Origin of the sequence: Blautia sp. AM23-13AC (genome assembly GCF_003435675.1) — a bacterium.
GTDB classification, from domain to species: domain Bacteria; phylum Bacillota; class Clostridia; order Lachnospirales; family Lachnospiraceae; genus Fusicatenibacter; species Fusicatenibacter saccharivorans.
Genome location: NZ_QTUL01000020.1, coordinates 1 through 19,627 on the forward strand (window position 1 = coordinate 1; position 19,627 = coordinate 19,627).

Consider the following 19,627-nt stretch of genomic DNA (forward strand, 5'->3'; position numbering starts at 1 on the left):
TCTGCCGCCTAAAGCGGCCGGAAGCACGTGACTTTAGTCATGTGAGGTTCACTAGCGGTAGAGAATTTCTATAAGGGATGTTGTTGCTTTTTCTTTGATTTAAATCGAATGCATAAGAAAAATGTAAGAAAATTTTCACCAAACGTCATAGATTTTCAGAAGAATATATGGTAGTATAGGGCTAACAAAAAAAGTATGTGAAAAAAATAACAAAGTGGAAAGGAGATGCAGGTGTATGAATAAAAAATTAACAGGTATTTTTGCAATGTGTGCTCTGTTGCTGACTGGATGTCAGGGAGCGAAAGAGAGCAGCAAGGAAATTACGCCGCCGGATACCGGATGGGGGAAAACGGTGGATGAAGTGCTTGCCGACTGGAATCTGGATCGGGACCAGGTGGAAATTTTCTCCGAAACTAACAGTGCAGCCGCGATCGCAGTAGATACAGAAGCCACTGTTTTCGGCGAGCAAACTTCCAGAGTCATGTTTCAGTTTATCAACCTCGATCAGACCGGAGCGACGGGAAAACCAGTATTGTGCGAAGTAGACATCACCTACCCTGATGATGCCGATATGGATACCGTGAAAAAAGAGATGGAAAAATCCTACGGAAGTTCCAAAGACTCCATTACCCGCTATGAGCTGTACCAGTCGCTGGGCGACGATCAGCTCCCGGAATATACTTACAAAAAAGCAGATCAGCTTGCCGTCTGGTCCGGCGAGAGCCTGAAAGATGCGATTCCTTCCGATAAGAGCACCGAATACGAAACCGCCTGGGAAGCATACCAGCCTGGCCTTACTGCCGACAACTGGGAGAACTACACCGAACAAGCAAGCATGGCAACCGCCGTATGCGCATCCGGCGCAGAAGCATTTCCAATGTTTGAAAAAAACGGTGTCAGCCTCGAAGCTTATCCGGGACTGGTATATGAGCAGGTGAAAAGTAATATGAAATAAGAAAGCCATAAACTCCCGGCAGTGCCGGGAGTTTTTCCGTGCATAGGGAGAAGGAAAAGAGTGTGTCCCGGAAAAATTCATGATATACTGAAAAGAGAAAATTCAACTTTTGGAAGGTTCCCGGAATGTCTGTTTTGGAAGAGAGGTGATTTCCTTGAAACGTATGAAAAAGAGAAAAATCACTGTGTTAGCTGGAGTGATCCTTTGCGTGATTGCAGGATGTCTGGTAAAAAGAATGACGGCGGTGTATACACAGAAAGAAAATCCCATTGGTCCTGAGCGGGGTACGACAGATGTTTTCCTGACGGCAGCAGATTTCATCTCAGAAAAATCGGATCAGGAACTGCTGCAGGAAATCGAAACCTTTGATACGGACAAAGCCGAGATGATTTATCTTTATATCCCGGAAGACACCGGAGCCGGAATGTCCTTTGCGATCACGCGCGAGGATCATCCGGAGGAGATGGACGAAATTCTCTCGACCATTTACGGAGAAAAAATTTCCTGCCAGAAGCCAAAACAGGTATTCAACATGACAGAGAGGATTTTGTATGATTATAACTGGTATGTTCTGATCTACGATCATGAGATGAATCAGATGGCGCTTGTATTTCTGTATTCCGATGATGTGATTGTATACAATGGTCATGTACTTCAGACAACAGAAACGTATGATGAAAGCATTCGCCCGTGTATTTTAAAACTGAAAGAGGAGAATCAGGAAAAACTGAAAAGCGGAGAGGCAACACAAAGAAGGGTTGCGATTCCATAGAAAAATAGAGAAAAGCGTGCCTGGAGAACAGACACGCTTTTTAACGTCATGCAGAATGAAAAAGTCTGATGAATATTTGGAAGTACGATTTTAATTTGCACAATTCCGCTCACACAGGAACGCCAGCCCTTTCAGCAGAAGGTTCGGGTCATAGATATGAGGATGTAAAACGAGCGGTTCGACGAAGCGTGCCGCGCCGCCGGTGAGGATGAGGGTGGCGGGGGAGCCGAGTTCGGCTTCGATGCGCTGGACCATTCCGTCGAGCATCGCGGCCATGCCGACGATGGTGCCGGAGAGAATGCATTCTTCGGTGTTTCTGCCAATGATGCGTTTCGGGATCTGGAGGTCGAGCCGCGGGAGCTGGGCGGTCCGCTCGGAGAGGGCGCCAAGTCCCATATCGAGTCCCGGTGCGATGGCGCCGCCGCAGAAGACGCTGTTTTCCCGGATGACATTGAAGGTCGTCGCTGTTCCAAGATCCACGGTGATGACCGGCAGCGGATAATGTGCGGCGGCCCAGGCTGCATCAACGAGGCGGTCGCGGCCTACTTTTTCCGGTTCCGGGATGGAAAATGTCATGCCGAGATCACTTTCGGATGTGACGAGCAGCGGTTCTGTGCCGAACAGATTACGGACACATTCCTGCAGAAGCGTCAGAACCGACGGAACAACGCTGGAAATGATGACGCCCCGAAAGTCGGACGGGGAAAGATTCTTGTCTTCAAAAAGCTGCTCGATCGCAGATTCATACTGGCTGGCAGACCAGGTGTGGTTGATGTCAATCCGGGCTGTGAATTCGAGGGAATACGCTTGCTGCGGTGCGATCCGGACGCCGCCGAGCGTAACGGTTGTGTTCCCGATATCAATGGCTAAAATCATAAAAATACCTCGCGATTATTTTAAAAGTAGAGCTCTTTTGTACTTTTATTATAAAGCCTTTTTGCATCAATGGCAAACAGGATTGGTTGTAATCTGTTTTTCTGTCTGCTATACTTAAAACTATCATAGGAAAAAAGTTGCTTCGAGGCAGCAGAACGGAGTTACAATGGAAAATCTTGACGGAAAATGTGTTGTACTTGGTGTGACAGGCGGGATTGCCGCCTATAAAATGGCAAATGTGGCGAGCGGTCTTCGGAAAGCCGGAGCAGACGTGCATGTCATCATGACCGAAAACGCGACGCAGTTCATCACCCCGCTGACGTTCGAGACGCTGACCAACAACCGCTGCGTGGTCGATACGTTTGCGCGTGATTTTAAATATGAGGTGACGCATATTTCGCTGGCAAAAGCGGCGGATCTGATTATGATTGCCCCGGCTACCGCCAATGTGATTGCAAAAATGGCACACGGCATTGCAGATGATATGCTGACAACGGTGGTGCTCGCAGCGAAGTGCAAAAAGCTGGTCGCTCCGGCGATGAATACGGCGATGCTGGAAAATCCGATTACGCAGGATAATCTGGCGACGCTGAAAAAATACGGTTTCGGCATCATCGAGCCGACCGTGGGAATGCTGGCGTGCAAGGACGTCGGAAAAGGAAAACTGCCGGACCCGGAGGTGCTGCTCGATTATATCGCGATGGAGCTTGCCCGCGAAAAGACGCTCGCTGGTGTGCGTGTCACCGTGACTGCAGGCCCGACGCAGGAATCCCTCGATCCGGTGCGGTATCTGACGAACCATAGCAGCGGCCGCATGGGATACGCGATTGCGCGGGAGGCGATGCTCCGCGGCGCGCAGGTAACGCTGATTTCCGGCCCGGTTTCATTAGCCCCGGTTCCAGGCGTTGCGATGCGACCGGTGACGACGGCGAAGGACATGCTGGAGGCGGTGCGGGAGACATTGCCGGAGACGGATATTCTGATTAAGGCGGCCGCGGTTGCTGATTACCGGCCTGTGACGGTGGCGGATCAGAAAATCAAAAAGAAGGACGGTGACATGAGCATTCCGCTGGAGCGCACCGACGATATTCTGGGATGGGTGGAAAAGAACCGTCATCCGGGGTTGTTTGTGTGCGGCTTCTCGATGGAAACCGAGAACATGGTGGAAAACTCGCGTGCAAAGCTGGAGAAGAAGCATCTGGACATGATCGCGGCAAACAATTTGAAGACAGAGGGTGCCGGCTTCGGTGTGGCGACGAATGTGGTGACGCTGATCACGAAGGACGGCATCAAGGAGCTTCCGCTCATGGGAAAAGACGAAGTGGCGGGCTGCCTGTTGGATGAGATTGCGGCGCGGCGGTGATCATGTTGAAGTGTGACTTTTTTTCGTTTCCTGGTTGACGCGGGAAAAATGAATGCGTTATAATAAGCACAGGCGCAGCGGCGCACTTTACTTTTACGAAAACAACGAACGATAGGATGGATAAACGTGGAAACGGAAACAGGGGAAGGCTATGCAGAGCTTTCTTCCGTTTCTGTTTCGTTTTTTTAAGGAGAAATTCGGATATGATATTTGAAACACATGCACATTATGATGATGAGAAATTTGATGAAGACCGCGCAGAGCTGCTTTCCTCGATGCAGGAAAACGGGATCGGGCGTATCATCAATGTCTCGGCAAATCTGGAATCACTGGAAAATACAAGAAAACTGATGGAAGCGTATCCGTTCATCTACGGCGCGTTCGGCCTTCACCCGGATGAGGTGGGCGATCTGAACGAGGACGTGATGGCGCGGATGCGGGAACTCTGCCGCATGGAAAAGGCGGTCGCGGTCGGTGAGATTGGCTTTGACTATTACTGGGACAAGGAGAATCATGAGAAGCAGGAATACTGGTTCCGCCGTCAGATTGCGCTTGCTCGGGAAGAAAAACTTCCGATGATTATTCACAGCAGGGAGGCGGCGGCCGATACGCTCCGCGTCATGAAAGAAGAAAAATCTGAGGAGATCGGCGGCGTCATTCATTGTTTTTCCTACTCTGTGGAGATGGCAGAGGAATACCTGAAAATGGGATTTTATCTTGGCATTGGCGGCGTGGTGACGTTCAAAAATGCAAAGAAGATCAAAGAAGTGGTTCAGATGGCTCCGATGGAGCGCATTCTGCTGGAAACAGACAGTCCGTATCTGGCACCGGTTCCGTACCGGGGAAAACGAAATTCATCTCTGTATCTGCCGTACGTTGTGCAGGAGATCGCAGAACTCAAGGGAATTTCGGAAGAAGAAGTCATTGAGACGACAGAAAAAAATGCGGTCAGACTGTTTCGAGCAGAGGAATAGGAAGCGATACCAGAGGTGTTTCTTCTGTTTTATTTGTTCGGATCAATTCCGTCTGGCCGGACAAATTGAATAGGAGAAAGCGAAAATGGTTGATAAAACAATGATGGGCGACAAATGCGCCGAGCTGGTGCGCGCCGCGATGATCGGTGCGCTCGCAGTGACACTGGGAAACCCGACAGCCGTTTATGCAGCAGAAGAGGAAACGGCCGATCCGGGACAGATTGGAATTGAGATTGCAGGGGAAGCAGCCGTTGGGGCTGCTTCTTTTTGCGTGGAGGAAGATGCGGCGGAGGAGGCACCTGCGGAAGCGGAAGAGGTGACAGAACCGGAAGGTACGCAGAATGATGAGATGGAAGAGGAAAGTGGATCCGAGGGAAAAGAAGATGAGACAGTCCCGGAGGAACCGGAACCGCAGGAGCCTGACGGCGGAGAGAATGCAGGAATGACGGAACCGGGAAAAACGGGCGAGACAGAACCAGAGGAGCCGGAAAATCCAGAACCGGGAGATCAGGGAGACATGCCGGAAACACCGGGAAACAGTGAAATGGATGGACCGTGGCCGGGCGAAGGGGAAGATATTTCCAACGATCCATGGCCGGGGCAGGAAGAAATCGGCGGCGGAGATGGGGAGCAGATGGAACCGCCGGAGGAAGAAAACGGATCTGCAGGAAGTGATGATGCAACTGGTGGGGACAAGACGGCAGAAGTCTCTTCGGATTCTGACTTATCACAGTCTGCGGAACCGCCAGCCGCCGAGGCTGAACCCGTCTTTTCGGCAGAGCAGGAAGCTGAGCGCACGCGGGAAAGCTACAGTGAGTGGCAGGCGGCAGAAGCTGAAAAAGTCACGATTTCCCGTATGCCGTGGCTGTTTCATACGGTTGAAAAAACATATGCTATCGCCGATGTGAATTCCTGGCTTCACGTCCGCGAAGGAAAAGGCACAAATCAGAAAATCGTCGGAATCCTGCCGAAGGGAAGCCTCTGTTATATTTTAGCGGATGCGGATTCTGACTGGGTTTATGTGGAATCCGGCGATGTCCGTGGATTTGTCTGCGCGCGGTATCTCCTGCGCGGAGAAGAGGCTGAAAAAGAGGTAAACCGTTGGCAGGAGGAAAGTTTTCCCATGGCGGAAATGTGGGTGAAGCCATGGAATAATAAGGCGTACACCTATACATATGCAACGACGAGAACACTTCTTTCTTCTGACGAAGCGCGCGGCGAGGTCCTGCAGTACGCGAAAAAATTCCTGGGAAATCCGTACGTCTGGGGCGGGACGAGTCTTACAAACGGCTGCGACTGTTCCGGCTTTGCCCAGCAGATTTTTGCTAATTTCGGGTATACCCTTCCGAGAACCTCACGCCAGCAGGCGAAAGCTGGAACACGCATTCCGGTGCAGGAGGCAAAGCCTGGTGATCTGCTGTTTTACCAGCGGGAGAGCGGGTTTATTTACCATGTCATGATTTATCTCGGTGATGGAAAAGTAATCCACGCTGGAAGCGAGGCGACGGGGATTCTGATTTCAGATTTTAACTATGAGAAATCGACAGAATTTGCTGTGCGGGTGATTTCGGAGGAAATACGTGAGAGCAAAATAGAAACGGGAGATGTGGATAATGGGAGAAAAGAAGGAAACTCTGTGGATAACCAGACAACAGAAAACGGGAATGGTGGAAAACAGAAGGCGGGAGCAGAAAATGTGCAGAATACAAGTGCAGAAAACAGTACCGCAGGTGATCGGTTGGAAAGCGCTTCGGGAAAATATCTCGGCAATTTTAAACTGACCGCTTACTGCAACTGCGCCGTCTGCTGTGGCCGCTGGGCGGGCGGCCCGACCGCATCCGGAAAAATGCCGGTGCAGGGCCGGACCATTGCAACCGGCGTTCTGCCGTTTGGAACGAAGCTGAATATCGGCGGAAAAATTTACACGGTCGAGGACCGCGGCACGCCGTACGGCCACATTGATATCTATATGGAACGCCATGCAGACGCAGAGGAGTTCGGCGTGCGCTACGCGGATGTATATCAGTCAGAAGAAATCTGATAAAATTTGCCGATCACGGCGGCATGTGCATCCGTGCCGTGGCCGATATACGGAGTCCTTGCAATCGGGAGATCCGGTCCGGCCGCCTGGCGGACAAGCTGCGGCATATCCGGCGTCAGCTGGTCGCGTTCCATCTGGGAAAATGTTCCGAGGAGAATACCATTGATCTGTTCAAAGGCATGCATCATTTTCAGCTGGGACAGAAACGTAACCATCTGCGGAACGCCGCCGCCCATGGCTTCGAGGAGCAGGATTTTTCCGCGGAAATCCGGCTGAAAATCCGTTCCGGCGAGCTTCAGAAAACAGCGGATATTTCCGCCGATCATCACACCTTCCATGTGATCGCCCTGCAGAAATGTGCAAGGGAGGTCGAAGAGGCTGGGAGACTGCCCGGAAAAAGCGTTTTGGAACAGAGTGATCTGTTCGGCGCTGTGGTCGTACAGCAGATTTCGAACCTGATACAGCATCGACTCATTTCCAGTCGCAGTCGTGACAGCATTGACAATCGTCGTGAGATCACTGTATCCCCAGAAGCGCTTGCCGGAGGCGGCGATGACAGAAAAATCCAGATACGGCAGAATTTCATTCGCCATATCGCCGCCGGAAACATCAAAAATATCCGTGATTTCTGGGTCACAGTAAAGGTTCATCAACGCATCCGCCCGCTCCGCGCCCGTGCCGGAAAAGCTGGAACCGTTGTCGTAGAGGCAGGGGCTTAAAACAGGATCGAAGCCCAGCTCCCGCAGAATCTGACAGAGACGCGCCAGATCGGCGGAAAAGGAAGGATGCATGGGGTTGGAGCAGGCGGTAATACCAATTTTATGAGACATAAAGATTCCTTTCTCGGAGTAAAACAAGGCAAAATCTGCATTTTCGTGGCACACCGGTACAGCTTTTTCTTTGAATTTGCAAAGCAGATTTAGAGATCGCCGGTGTTTGCAGAATGCCGTTTTGGACAAAAATTATAAAGCTTTGAGGTCATCAATCAGTGTCTGCACTTCCTCTTCCGTCGTTGCCCAGCTGGTGCAGAACCGCGCAATATTTCCGCCGTCCGCGGATTTCCCCATTGGCTCGAAAATATAGCGTTTTTCCAGAGTTTCCTTCTGCGCATCGGTGAGAATCACAAACTGCTGATTCGTAAAACTCTCCACCCAGAATGGAATCCCCTGCGCCGCAAATGCTTTGCGGAGTTTCATGGCAAGTTCATCGGCGCGGCGTGTCGCAGTGAAATAAAGATCATGCCCCAGCAGGCAGTGGAACTGCAGTCCGAGCAGCCATCCCTTTGCGAGGACAGCGCCGTTCTGTTTCATGTAGGCTTTGAACCGCTTTTTCAGCGAGTCAGCTGTAAGCACAACGGCCTCACCAAACAGCGCACCGCATTTCGTTCCGCCGAAATAGAAAACATCTGTGAGAGCAGCGAGATCCTCGAGAGAAACATCATTCTTCTCTGATCCAAGCCCGTATCCAAGCCGTGCCCCGTCCACAAACAGATACATATCATACTTCCGGCAGACCTCGTGAATCTTCGTCAGCTCCTGCAGCGAATACAGCGTTCCCTGCTCAGTCGGAAATGAAAGATATACCATCTTCGGCTCCGTCAGATACTCCGGCTCACCGCCTTCATAATAAGCCGCCGCACACGCTGCAATCTGTTCCGCCGAAATTTTACCATCCGTATTCGGCAGCTCCAGAATCTTATGCCCGGTATTTTCAATCGAAGCCGCCTCATGGCAGTTAATATGTCCGGTATCCGCCGCAATCACACTCTGCACCGGCGAAAGCGCTGCCGCCGTCACAATAAAATTCGCCTGCGTCGCCCCCGGAAAAAAATGAACCGCCGCATCCGCACAACGAATCTTCTCCCGAATCAGCTCCGCAGCCTTCTCACACCATTCATCCTCCCCATATCCACCATAACTGTTCCCATTAATAGCCCCCAGCGCCTCCAGAATCTCCGGGTGCGCACCGTGATTGTAGTCATTATTAAATCGTATCATCAGTTTACGTTCTCCTTAATTTGAATTTGAAAAATGCTGTTTCCATTATACGGCATCCGAAGGAAAACAGCAATTGGAGAACAAAAAGAGAAAATGCAAAAAAATGCAGAAGGAGGATTATCTGCATCGTACAATATTGGAGCAAGATATTTTATCCGTGAAATTTTAAAACCCTTACCGGCAACGGAAAGGTCTTTGCTGGAGGCAAAAGTTCCTGCAGTAAAGAGGAGAACCTCATGTGTTTATGCGGATTTGAGAGACTTAATTTCAGAAGTGGAACTGCGAAAAGCAGCATAAACACAGGCAGATATACCGTGGACTACCTGTTATGTGGAGATCTGCCGTATCCGGCATGGAAGAAGCGCGTATCCGCGCAAGATCTAAGAAACAGGCGTATCCGCCGATATTTTGTCTGCCGCCTAAAGCGGTCTGAAGCACGTGACTTTAGTCATGTGAGGTTCAGTTCGTATAAAAACAGTATCAGAAAATAAGAAAAGAACCGACAGAGAAATCTGAGAACTAAACTAAAGATTTCCCCGCCGGTTCTTTTTCTATGCATCTATTTTCATCCATTATATATTTCGCATTGACTTTTTATATACCGATTGGTATAATGATAACAGAAACACACATAAGAAACCTGCAAAATCCAACAAAATTCGTCAAAATTGCCAAAAACTCACGCAATTCGACCATCACACACAAAAGCAGACTTCTTAAATACAAAATCAACAAAAGCATTTTAAACCAAAACAAATGCCAACTCACACGTAACAAACAACCACCCAAACACACCGCGGCCAGGCGAACTCCAGAGAGCGTCCCTTCCGCAACAAAGAGGATTCAAAATGGACAATCGTCAGCTAATCATGAACTCAGCTCTGACCCTCTTCTACGAAAGCGGGTACGACGCCGTCGGTGTTCAGCAGATCGTAGACTCCGCCGGAGTATCCAAACCAACCCTGTACTATTACTTCGGCAGCAAACAAGGCCTCCTCGAAGCCCTGCTAAACGAGCACTTTCAGCCCATGGAACAAAAACTCATCGAAGCCTCCGAAACCGGGAAAAACATCCCCGAAAAACTGTACCGCATCGCGCGTGCCTTCTTCAACGGAGCCTCCGAAGACCCGAAATTCCATATGCTGATGATGGCACTGTTCTATTCCGGAAGAAAAAGCGAAGGCTTCCGCACCGTATACCCCATGATTGACCGGTTCTATCACCTGTGCGTCGACGTCTTCGACAACGCCAGCGCCGAACTCGGCAACATGAACGGCCGTCAGGAACAATTCGCCGTAGGCTTCTCCGGAATCCTGATGCACTACCTGATGATGACAGCAGGAGATCAATCCGATCTTTCCAACCTCGTCGTCCGGGACGAAGAAGTCTACCGTCTGGTACACCAGTTCATGTATGGAATTTACTCATAACCCAAAAACAAGGAGGACAAACAAAATGGCACCATGGTATGAAGAGGCAGAATTTTATCACATCTATCCGATCGGACTGACCGGCGCGCCGAGAAAAAATGAATCGGAAGAAACCGTACACCGCTTTTCCACACTGGAACAGTGGCTTCCGCACATCGCAGATCTCGGTTGTACCGCAATCTATATCGGCCCCTTGTTTGAATCAACCACACATGGATACGACACAAAAGATTACAAACAGGTAGACCGCCGCTTAGGCGACAACGCGGACTTTGCCGCATACGTAAAAAAAGCCCACGAACTCGGCATCAAAGTCGTCGTAGACGGTGTCTTCAACCACACCGGCCGCGAATTCTTTGCCTTCCGCGACATTCAGGAAAAAAGAGAACAGTCCCCGTACTGCGGATGGTACAAAGGAATCTGGTTCGGCGGAAACACCTGCTATAACGACGGATTCTCCTACGAAGCATGGAGAAACTGCTTCGAACTCGTCAACCTGAATCTCCAGAACCAGCAGGTCCGCGACTATCTCCTTGATGTCATCGACTTCTGGATCGACGAATTCGACATCGACGGCATCCGTCTCGACTGCGCCGACTGCCTGGATTTCGGCTTCATGGAGCAGATGCGCGCACGCACATCCGCTAAAAAACAGGACTTCTGGCTGATGGGCGAAGTCATCCACGGCGACTATGCGCGCTACATCGGAGACGGCCAGCATCTGCTGCACAGTGTCACAAACTACGAGCTTCACAAAGGACTTTATTCGGGACATAACGATCATAACTACTTCGAAATTGCACATACGATCCGCCGCGAATTTGACGAAAACGGCGGCATTTACAAAGGAAAGAAACTGTACAGCTTCGTTGACAACCACGACGTAGACCGTCTGGCCAGCAAGCTGAACGTAAAAGAAAACATGATTCCAATTTATGCGCTGCTGTACTTCCTGCCGGGCATCCCGTCCATCTATTACGGATCGGAATTCGGCATCGAGGGAAGAAAAGAAGGCGGAAACGACGATCCGCTGCGTCCGGCGCTGAATCTGGAAGAACTGGAGAAAAATCCGCCGGCAGAAAAACTTCCGGCATGGATCAAAACATTATCAGACGTCAGAAAAAAACATCCTGCAGCACGAACGGGAAGATACCGCGAACTCATGCTGACCAACCGCCAGTATGCCTTTGCACGCCTGGATGAGACAGACGCTCTGATCACAGCAGTAAATAATGATGAAAACCAGAGTGCGGGAGTCTGGATTCCTGCATCTTGCGACGGAACATGGAAAAACGCGGTAACCGGAGAAGCCATTTCTCCGGAAAATGGAAAACTTTTTGTTGAAGTACCTCCGTGCGGCTGTGTTCTGATTGAAAAAGAATCATAAAGGGGATTTTTTCTATGAAGGAAACTGCAAAAACAACAGCGAAAACCAGAAAAGCGCCAAAAAAACCGGCGGGCTATCAGCCAAGATTTTCTGAACTGGATCAGTACTTATTTGGCCAGGCAACCCATTACGATATTTTCCGGAAAATGGGTGCGCACCTGGACAAAAAAGACGGCAAAGTAGGAGCCTGGTTCACCGTATGGGCTCCGCATGCGGCGGAAGTATCTGTCATCGGCGAATTCAACGGCTGGGATGCCCATGCCAATGTGATGCGGAAAGTCGGCGAGGACGGCGTTTATGAAGTGTTCATTCCGGGCGTGACCGAGGGAATGATGTATAAATATTACATCCGCACACCGGACGGAAGAGAACTGTACAAAGCAGATCCATACGCATTTGCATCCGAAAAACGGCCGGGTACCGCGTCAAAAGTAGCGGAAATCGAAGGCTACCGCTGGGGTGACAGCGAATGGCTGACGAACCGCAAAAAATTTGACGTTCAGAAATCCGCGCTCTCCATCTACGAAGTGCACCCGGGCTCCTGGATGAAACATCCGTGGTCCGAATCCAACCCGGACGGATTTTACAATTACGTTCAGTTCGCACATTCGCTTGCCGATTACGTAAAAAAAATGGGCTATACCCACGTAGAGCTGATGGGAATTGCAGAGCATCCGTTTGACGGTTCCTGGGGCTATCAGGTAACGGGCTATTACGCACCGACCTCCCGCTACGGAACACCGAAAGAGTTTAAATATCTTGTTGATTATCTGCATAAAAATAAAATCGGTGTTATTCTGGACTGGGTACCGGCACACTTCCCGAAAGATGCGCACGGCCTTGCTGATTTTGATGGCCAGCCGCTGTATGAGTACGCCGACCCGAGAAAGGGCGAGCACCCGGAGTGGGGAACGAAGATCTTTGATTACGGCAAAAATGAAGTGAAAAACTTTATGCTGGCAAATGCGCTTTACTGGGTAGAAGAGTACCACGTAGACGGTCTCCGTGTCGATGCTGTTGCTTCGATGCTGTATCTCGACTACGGAAAAGAGCCGGGCCAGTGGGTGCCGAACAAGAACGGCGGAAATGAAAATCTTGAAGCCGTCGAGTTCTTCAAACACCTGAATACCCTGGTGCGCGGACGAAACAAAGGTGTCATCATGATTGCCGAGGAGTCCACAACGTGGCCGAAGGTAACGGGAAGCGTAGAGGACGGCGGCCTGCATTTCTCCTACAAATGGAACATGGGATGGATGCATGACTTCCTCGATTACATGAAGCTCGATCCATACTTCCGCAAATACAACCATAACAAGATGACCTTCGGCATGACCTATGCATTTTCCGAGAACTACATTCTGGTGCTCTCGCACGATGAGGTTGTCCACTTGAAATGCTCGATGATCAACAAAATGCCGGGCGATCTGGAGGAAAAATTCCAGAACCTGATGGTAGGCTATGCTTTCATGTTCGGGCACCCGGGCAAAAAACTTCTGTTCATGGGACAGGATTTCGGACAGCTCCGCGAGTGGAGCGAGGAACGCGAGATCGACTGGTTCCTGCTGGCAGATGAGGGGCATCAGCATCTGCAGACCTTCTTCAGTGACCTGCTGAAAATGTACCGCAAGTACCCGGCACTCTACGCGAACGACTGCGGCTACGAAGGCTTCCAGTGGATCAATGCCAACGACGGCGACCGCAGCATTTACAGCTTCGTCCGCTGGTCACCGACAGGAAAAAACAACCTGTTGTTCGTCTGCAATTTCACACCGGTCGAGCGTCCGGATTATATGTGTGGCGTACCGCGCAAAAAACAGTACCGCCTGATACTCGACAGCTCCGATATGAAATACGGCGGCCCGACCGAAAAACGCCAGGTAGCCTACCGTGCCAAAGAGGGAGAATGCGATGGCCAGCCATATCGGATTGCATATGCACTTCCGGCGTATGGTGTGGCGGTGTTCAGCTTCTAAAATAAGATAGCTACTAATTTTCATTAATATCATGACCGGCAGAGAACGAAAGAGATTTCTTAAATCTGTCGGTCATTGTGTTTTGTGTTCGAAGGAAAAGAGGTGTTGATTTGATGAAAGAAGAAAGAAAAGAGCCGATACAGATTCCGCACATCCAGACAATCAACGATCACATTTCCTATCTTACACCGACAGAACATCCACTTTCGGCAAATGTTGTGATCATCGAGGGTGATGCATTTTTCTGGGTATATGACGTGGGAAATCATCCTGCGGTTTCAGAAATTCTGCAGGAAAAGTCAAAACAGACAGGAAAAAAAATTCGGGTGATTTTATCCCATTTTCATCCCGACCATATTGGGAATCTGTCGGAGATTTCGTGCGAAGCGGTTTACCAGGGGAAAAATACGTTTCGTTATACAAAAACAGGAACTGTGATAGAAGAAGATACATGGTTTCAGGACGGTGACGTGCGGTTACATTTATTTCCGATTCCATCGAGTCATGCCAAAGGATCGCTTGCATTGGAAGTGGATGAGATGTGGTGCTTTCTCGGGGATGCGGCATATGCGACGCAGAAAAACGGACAGACCGTTTATAATGCCGAGCGCCTGCTGGCAGAAATCCGAGTTCTGAAAAACGTGCGTGCGCCGTATTTTCTCCTGAGCCACAGCGAACCGTTTCAGCAGAACAAAGAGGATGTGCTGGAATGGATGGAAGCGATTTATGAGAAACGGAAACGAGATGAATCATATATAAAAACACCCCAGCGCGTATGACAGGGAGTCCTTCGAGGCTGAATCAGTTATGCCACTTCGGCAATTCACTTTCTTTCACCGAAACTGATTCAAGATCCATATTCGACCAATATGAGCCGATATCTGAACTTGTGAAGTATTCAAAATTGCCCGTGGAAGATTTCAGCTTTCCATTCTTGACTCCATTGCAGACATAAACCAGTTCGTAGTTTGTCCCATCCGAAAGGTTAAATCGAAAACTGGTCACATCTGCTCCTGTGGTTTCTTCGACTTGTTTGTCTGTCAATGATAAGTTTTCAAACATATGATACAAGTCTGTTATATCAGTTTTTGCAACGACTATTTTCTTTTCTGCTGATACCGGTGCTCCCGCATAGTGGTACATTTCGATATTTTCAACATCTCCAACTTCAAAAGGAAAGTCGATATGGACCGTTTCTTTGCTACAGCCGACCAGTACCATCATTAAAATCAGAAAGGATATCAAATTTGTCGCTTTTTTCATATCATTGCACTCCTCGTCATGTTTTTGACAGGTCAAGAGTTCAAAAATCCTCTTGCAAGCGAGCTTGCATTAGCTTTTTGAGGCTGGTATCATGATGATTTGAGTATATCATAGTTTAACCGAATCAAGCAAGTCACCTGCTTCCATTGCGAAAAGTAATAAGCAGTGGGTGGGGACTTGCTTGTATCAGGAGTGGTACAAGCCACTTCTGATAAGCTGCGAAGCAGCTATTCGGTTATGAGCAAGTAGCGAAGCGGATTGCGAATATCCGCTTTGACCCGAATCAAACAAGTCACCTGCTTCCATTGCGCGAAGCAATAAGCAGGGGGTTGGGACTTACTTGATTCGGTTAAAAAAACAAGGGAGATGAAAAAATGAATGAAATTATAGCTTTACAGAAATATGAAAACGAAGCACAACTTGCAAAAGAGCTGATTCGAGGCTTTTGGCTGGCTCATGGTGATTATGTTATAACCGACGAAGAGGCCGCGGAGAATCTTGCTGCCTGGACAGACAAAGGGCATGTGTTTTATTTTATCTTAAAAGAAGAGATCCCCATTGGATTTGTGCATCTCGGAAGCCGCGGGGCGGAAGTTGACTGGATCGAAGATCTTTTCGTACTTCCGGAATACCAGGAAAACGGATACGGAAGTCATGCGATTGCGCTGGTCGAAGCCGAGATAAAAAAGTATTCTGAATCTGTCTATCTTGAGGTAGCTGCGCGAAATTTTGGAGCGATGAAACTCTATCATAGATTGGGATATCATTGCCTGAACACTGTGACGTTACGCAAAGATTTTCAACCGGAGAATTTTGAAGTGATTCGCAGCGAAGAGCTTTTGGGGTATCCGTTGGAAGTTAAGAAGTATATTAAGTAGAATCTCACGCCGATTTGCGCAGCAAATCCAGACCTCCCCACCGCCCGCCTCAATGTCAGCCCGGAAGTGCGTCTGTGTCGTCTGGGACTGTGCCCCAGGGCACAGTCCCAGGCGGCGCAGGTGCACTTCCGGGTGTCCGTTTTTTAAACAACCGCAACCCCCGCCATCCCCAGTACCGCCGCAATCGCAAACAGCACCAGCAGATGCACCGGATAAAACGCATAAAACGGATACTTCAGATTCAATCCTCGTTTTCCGTTATAAAAATGCACCGGGATCATCGCCAGAAAACAGGTGATTTCATTCAGGCTCAGCAGCGTAAGTACGGCGCAGCCAATTCCAATACAATACATCTTATTGTTACGCAGGTTATACATCAGAACAATCGTCAGAATTCCCATCGCACTGTAATCGGTTTTCAGCAGTGTAGCAACAGTGCATGCCGCTACGATCACCAGCAGTTTTCCAATGGAAACTTTCCAGTTGGCTCCCCGCCAGTTTGTACCGTCCTGATGCGTTTTTTCATCAATCTTCTGCAGGAAAATCATCATCACAAGGCCGATAAACAGAGTGAAAAATACATTCTGATAATTCAGATAAAACGGTTTTCCCGCAAATGCAAGGTCAAACGGAACTTCTGAAACCAGTGCGAAAATACCAAGATTCAGAGCATACTTTTTCACATCATGTGTATGTAGAAATCCCTCAATTAACAGAAAACAGAAAATTGGAAAACTGATTCGTCCGATGGCACGCATAATCATGTCCGCGTAATAAATCACAGCTGTGTTTCCTGTGGAGAGAAATGATGCGCCTCCGTCCGAAGCGTTCACCGCATCCAGAAGACCACGGGAAATCAGGATTCGGTCGAAAAGTACAGCTGCAGTGTGGTCGATCAGCATACAGACCATCGCAATGATTTTCAAGGTACTGCCGGGAATTTTACCGGCGCTTTTTACGGGTTTCGCAGTAGTAGCTGCCATATAAAACATCCTTTCTGGAACGCAAACGAAAGGCAGACTGTGCAAGCCGTCTGCGGATCAGGTTCCTGTAACGACAAACAGCAGAAAATCCTGCTGTTTTGCCAGAGTTGTAATACTATGATTATACGTTCTGAGGAGGTTAATGTCAAAGAAAAAACAGTTTGAAATAACGCAGAGTATGGAAGAATCTGCCAGTCGGGTAAATGAAAATAGAAAGCGTCTCCGGGCTCATCCCAAAACGAACGGGGCAGCGTACCAATTCGTAAACCAGAATTGGTACGCTGCCCCGTATTTTAAAATACATCCAGGTCTTTTCCGTTCACGACATATCCGTCATACCCTGCATCCCGGATTTCATCCAGAATCGCGGCATCGCGCCATGCCATCTCGGCGGCAAGGTTTTTGTGGTTATCCTGTACATTCATATGGTAAATCCGGTGATACGTAACGAGCAGTTTCGGATTTGCCTTTTTTGCAACACCGGCAAGATCCGTGCTTAACGTATGCACTTCCCGGTGGTATTTCTGCCATTTTGGTTCGCGGCAGGAGATTCCGGCGGCGTATTCCACTTCGTGCAGCAGGATATCACAGCCTTTCGATTTTTCTGCCACGAGATCCAGCGGAGCGGTATCGCCGGTGATGACGATTGTGCGGTCCGGTGTGGTGAATTTATAGCCGTAGCATTCCAGTGTTCCGTGGCTGACCGGAAAAGCCTCCACCGTAACCAGGTCATCCCGGTAGACAATGCCGGATTCAATTTCTGTTACCTCAACGCGGTAGCCGGATTCGTTTGCTTTTTCGAAACCGTGAATTCGGAAATCAATGTCGGTTTCATAGGCCTGTAAGATATGATCGGTCATGTGCTGTAAGCCCTTTGGCCCGAAAACTTTCAATGGAACCGGGCGCTCCAGCACCCACGGAGTAAAAATCAGATCCGGGTATCCGGCGGTATGGTCTGTGTGAAGGTGCGTACAGAAGGCAACGGTCAGAAGATCCGGCCGCAGGGCATCCACGCCGTTAAAATAGGCGGCTGAGGCCTGGCGGACAACGCCAGGGCCAAAATCTACCAGATAAGCACGGTCACCGACCACGACAGCGGAGGAAGGTCCGTTGGCATTCGGACACGCATTTGGTGTGCCGGTTCCGAGAAGAACAAGTTTTGTCTGCATTCTTTCTCTTTTCCTTTTCTTTTTTTGTTTCTGTTTATGATTTTCTGTTACGATTTCTGCTTTTGCCTTATTTCTCTTCTTTTGATTCATTGTTTTGGGTTTCCGGAAGATGCTTAATGGAAATTCCGGTAAATCCATAGAAAATACTGAAAACCGGGGTCAGGTAAAGCAGGAATAAGTACGGGAAAAATGCCGACCATGCAACACCAAGTGTGCCGGCCATGTATACGCCGTAGCCATGCCATGGAATCATAGGACCAGCCATAGTTCCGGAGTCTTCGAGGCAGCGGGAAAGAATTTCCGGTGCAACCTTGCGCTCTTGAAAGACAGGTGCCATCAGACGGCCGGTCAGAACGTGTGCCATCGGCTGGGAGCAGCTGATGAGGCTGGTCACGTAACCGACAATCATCGTTGCCAGGATCATACTTCCATCGCTGTTGATTCTCTTTACAATCGCTTGAAGAATGTGATCCAGTACACCGAGTTTTTCCAGCATGCCGCCCATGCCGACAGCAAAGCAGATAATGGCTACGTACTGGAGCATGCTTCCCATGCCGCCGCGGTTTAAGATGGATTGTAATACCGGTTCTTCGATTGTGGTTGTGTAACCGTTGTAAGCTGTGCGGATGATGCCCTGCAGAGTATCGTGCTGCACAAAATAGGAAACAAATCCGGCAGCGAAGCTGGAAAGACCAAGTGCAGAGATCGCATTTACTTTGCAGAGGAGCAATACAATAATCAGGATGGCAGGGATCATGGTAATCCATCCGAGCTGGAATTCATCGTTTAAAGCATCGATGTAAACGGTAATGCTTCCCTCGGTATAGCTTCCGCTGGTCTGCTGGAAACCGAGAATAGTAAAAAGAATTAAGGTAATCACATACGTTGGAAGGGTGGTCCAGAGCATCGAGCGGATATGATCGCCAAGTTTGGCATCTGCAACGGCCGGAGCAAGGTTTGTGGTATCGGAAAGAGGACTTAATTTGTCACCGAACATGGCACCGCAGATGACAGCACCGGCTACCATGCCAGGATGGATACCCATGGCGTTTCCGATCGCCATCATGGCAACACCTGCGCTTCCGACGGAACCATAGGAAGTACCGGTTACAATACTCAAAATGGAGCAGAACAGCAGCGTCAGAGGCAGCAGCCAGGACGGGTTAATCATTTTTAAGCCCCAGGAAATGATGGTGGCAATGGTACCACTCTGCAGCCAGGTGCCGATCATGACACCGATGGCCATCAGAAGGCAGAGCGTCGGGACGACCATACGGATGGCATCGTATGCGCCGGCAACAATTTTGGCGTAAGAAATACCGAAAATTTTACAAAACAGATAGATAAAAATCCAGCTTGCAAACAGGCCGATCATAGGACCGCCGGTTTTCAGGCGGATACAGACTGCGACGGATACGATGATCAGCAGCAGCAAAAGCAGTGACTGTGGCAGATTGAGTTTTTTTTCTTTCGTTCCACTCATAAAAAAAGTCCCCCATTCATAGGTAAAATGATTTGCCCATTCAACGCGTTAAAGTAGAAAAGACATGTAATATATTATAATGG

18 protein-coding genes are annotated in these 19,627 nt (G+C 49.2%); 11 read left to right on the forward strand and 7 right to left on the reverse strand.

Translation table 11 applies throughout. The features are described from left to right. Positions 1-235 precede the first annotated feature (235 nt). On the forward strand, positions 236-955 hold the full coding sequence (locus DW642_RS15075; protein ID WP_117510873.1) for a hypothetical protein: 720 nt from the start codon (positions 236-238) through the stop codon (positions 953-955). A 163-nt stretch (positions 956-1,118) separates the two neighbouring features. Beyond that, positions 1,119-1,727 (forward strand): hypothetical protein, encoded by a 609-nt coding sequence (locus DW642_RS15080; protein ID WP_147326134.1) that lies wholly within the window; start codon positions 1,119-1,121, stop codon positions 1,725-1,727. 90 nt (positions 1,728-1,817) lie between these two features. Here the strand turns inward: DW642_RS15080 and DW642_RS15085 are convergent, their stop codons facing one another. Further along, entirely contained in the window at positions 1,818-2,603 is a 786-nt protein-coding gene (locus DW642_RS15085; protein WP_022461121.1) for a type III pantothenate kinase, read from the reverse strand. 166 nt (positions 2,604-2,769) lie between these two features. On the opposite strand from DW642_RS15085, the gene coaBC reads away from it, so the two are divergent. The 3 genes from coaBC to DW642_RS15100 all read left to right on the forward strand — a co-directional run bounded on the left by coaBC (position 2,770) and on the right by DW642_RS15100 (position 6,981). Continuing rightward, the gene (gene coaBC / locus DW642_RS15090) at positions 2,770-3,966 is read left to right on the forward strand and encodes a bifunctional phosphopantothenoylcysteine decarboxylase/phosphopantothenate--cysteine ligase CoaBC (RefSeq protein WP_117510875.1); all 1,197 of its coding nucleotides are present in this window, start codon (positions 2,770-2,772) and stop codon (positions 3,964-3,966) included. A gap of 203 nt (positions 3,967-4,169) precedes the next feature. Next, entirely contained in the window at positions 4,170-4,940 is a 771-nt protein-coding gene (locus tag DW642_RS15095; RefSeq protein WP_117510877.1) for a TatD family hydrolase, read from the forward strand. Between the two features lie 85 nt (positions 4,941-5,025). Beyond that, a complete protein-coding gene (locus DW642_RS15100; protein WP_117510879.1) occupies positions 5,026-6,981 on the forward strand; it encodes an NlpC/P60 family protein in 1,956 nt (651 codons plus the stop codon). Here the strand turns inward: DW642_RS15100 and DW642_RS15105 are convergent. Both DW642_RS15105 and DW642_RS15110 read right to left on the reverse strand, forming a co-directional pair. Continuing rightward, positions 6,963-7,811 (reverse strand): LD-carboxypeptidase, encoded by an 849-nt coding sequence (locus DW642_RS15105; RefSeq protein ID WP_022461125.1) that lies wholly within the window; start codon positions 7,809-7,811, stop codon positions 6,963-6,965. The two genes, DW642_RS15100 and DW642_RS15105, sit on opposite strands and share 19 nt — an antisense overlap. A 132-nt stretch (positions 7,812-7,943) precedes the next feature. After that, positions 7,944-8,978 carry a threonine aldolase family protein gene (locus DW642_RS15110; RefSeq protein ID WP_022461126.1) on the reverse strand — a complete coding sequence of 345 codons (1,035 nt, stop codon included), beginning with the start codon at positions 8,976-8,978 and terminating at the stop codon, positions 7,944-7,946. Between the two features lie 33 nt (positions 8,979-9,011). Here DW642_RS15110 and DW642_RS15115 point away from each other — a divergent pair, with 33 nt between their 5' ends. From DW642_RS15115 to DW642_RS15135, 5 genes are all read left to right on the forward strand, one after another. Next, positions 9,012-9,275 carry a hypothetical protein gene (locus tag DW642_RS15115; RefSeq protein ID WP_242991208.1) on the forward strand — a complete coding sequence of 88 codons (264 nt, stop codon included), beginning with the start codon at positions 9,012-9,014 and terminating at the stop codon, positions 9,273-9,275. Between the two features lie 551 nt (positions 9,276-9,826). Further along, entirely contained in the window at positions 9,827-10,408 is a 582-nt protein-coding gene (locus DW642_RS15120) for a TetR/AcrR family transcriptional regulator (protein ID WP_022461597.1), read from the forward strand. Positions 10,409-10,433: 25 nt separating this feature from the next. After that, a complete protein-coding gene (locus DW642_RS15125) occupies positions 10,434-11,795 on the forward strand; it encodes an alpha-amylase family glycosyl hydrolase (protein WP_117510881.1) in 1,362 nt (453 codons plus the stop codon). Positions 11,796-11,809: 14 nt separating this feature from the next. Then, positions 11,810-13,768 (forward strand): 1,4-alpha-glucan branching protein GlgB, encoded by a 1,959-nt coding sequence (gene glgB, locus DW642_RS15130; RefSeq protein ID WP_117510883.1) that lies wholly within the window; start codon positions 11,810-11,812, stop codon positions 13,766-13,768. 113 nt (positions 13,769-13,881) lie between these two features. Beyond that, positions 13,882-14,547 carry an MBL fold metallo-hydrolase gene (locus DW642_RS15135; RefSeq protein ID WP_242991209.1) on the forward strand — a complete coding sequence of 222 codons (666 nt, stop codon included), beginning with the start codon at positions 13,882-13,884 and terminating at the stop codon, positions 14,545-14,547. A 22-nt stretch (positions 14,548-14,569) separates the two neighbouring features. Here DW642_RS15135 and DW642_RS15140 read toward each other — a convergent pair whose 3' ends face one another. Then, positions 14,570-15,031, reverse strand: coding sequence for a hypothetical protein (locus DW642_RS15140; protein ID WP_117510885.1), 462 nt, complete (start codon positions 15,029-15,031; stop codon positions 14,570-14,572). A 374-nt stretch (positions 15,032-15,405) separates the two neighbouring features. Between DW642_RS15140 and DW642_RS15145 the strand changes: the two genes are divergently transcribed. Further along, on the forward strand, positions 15,406-15,909 hold the full coding sequence (locus DW642_RS15145; protein WP_117510887.1) for a GNAT family N-acetyltransferase: 504 nt from the start codon (positions 15,406-15,408) through the stop codon (positions 15,907-15,909). A 143-nt stretch (positions 15,910-16,052) separates the two neighbouring features. Here DW642_RS15145 and DW642_RS15150 read toward each other — a convergent pair whose 3' ends face one another. The 3 genes from DW642_RS15150 to nhaC all read right to left on the reverse strand — a co-directional run bounded on the left by DW642_RS15150 (position 16,053) and on the right by nhaC (position 19,544). Further along, positions 16,053-16,892, reverse strand: a complete 840-nt coding sequence (locus DW642_RS15150) for a TraX family protein (RefSeq protein WP_022462626.1) — start codon at positions 16,890-16,892, stop codon at positions 16,053-16,055. Between the two features lie 293 nt (positions 16,893-17,185). Next, complete coding sequence (locus DW642_RS15155) at positions 17,186-18,061, reverse strand: MBL fold metallo-hydrolase (protein WP_117510903.1); 876 nt, start codon at positions 18,059-18,061, stop codon at positions 17,186-17,188. A 67-nt stretch (positions 18,062-18,128) separates the two neighbouring features. Continuing rightward, positions 18,129-19,544, reverse strand: a complete 1,416-nt coding sequence (gene nhaC, locus DW642_RS15160) for a Na+/H+ antiporter NhaC (RefSeq protein WP_117510889.1) — start codon at positions 19,542-19,544, stop codon at positions 18,129-18,131. Positions 19,545-19,627: the final 83 nt, after the last annotated feature.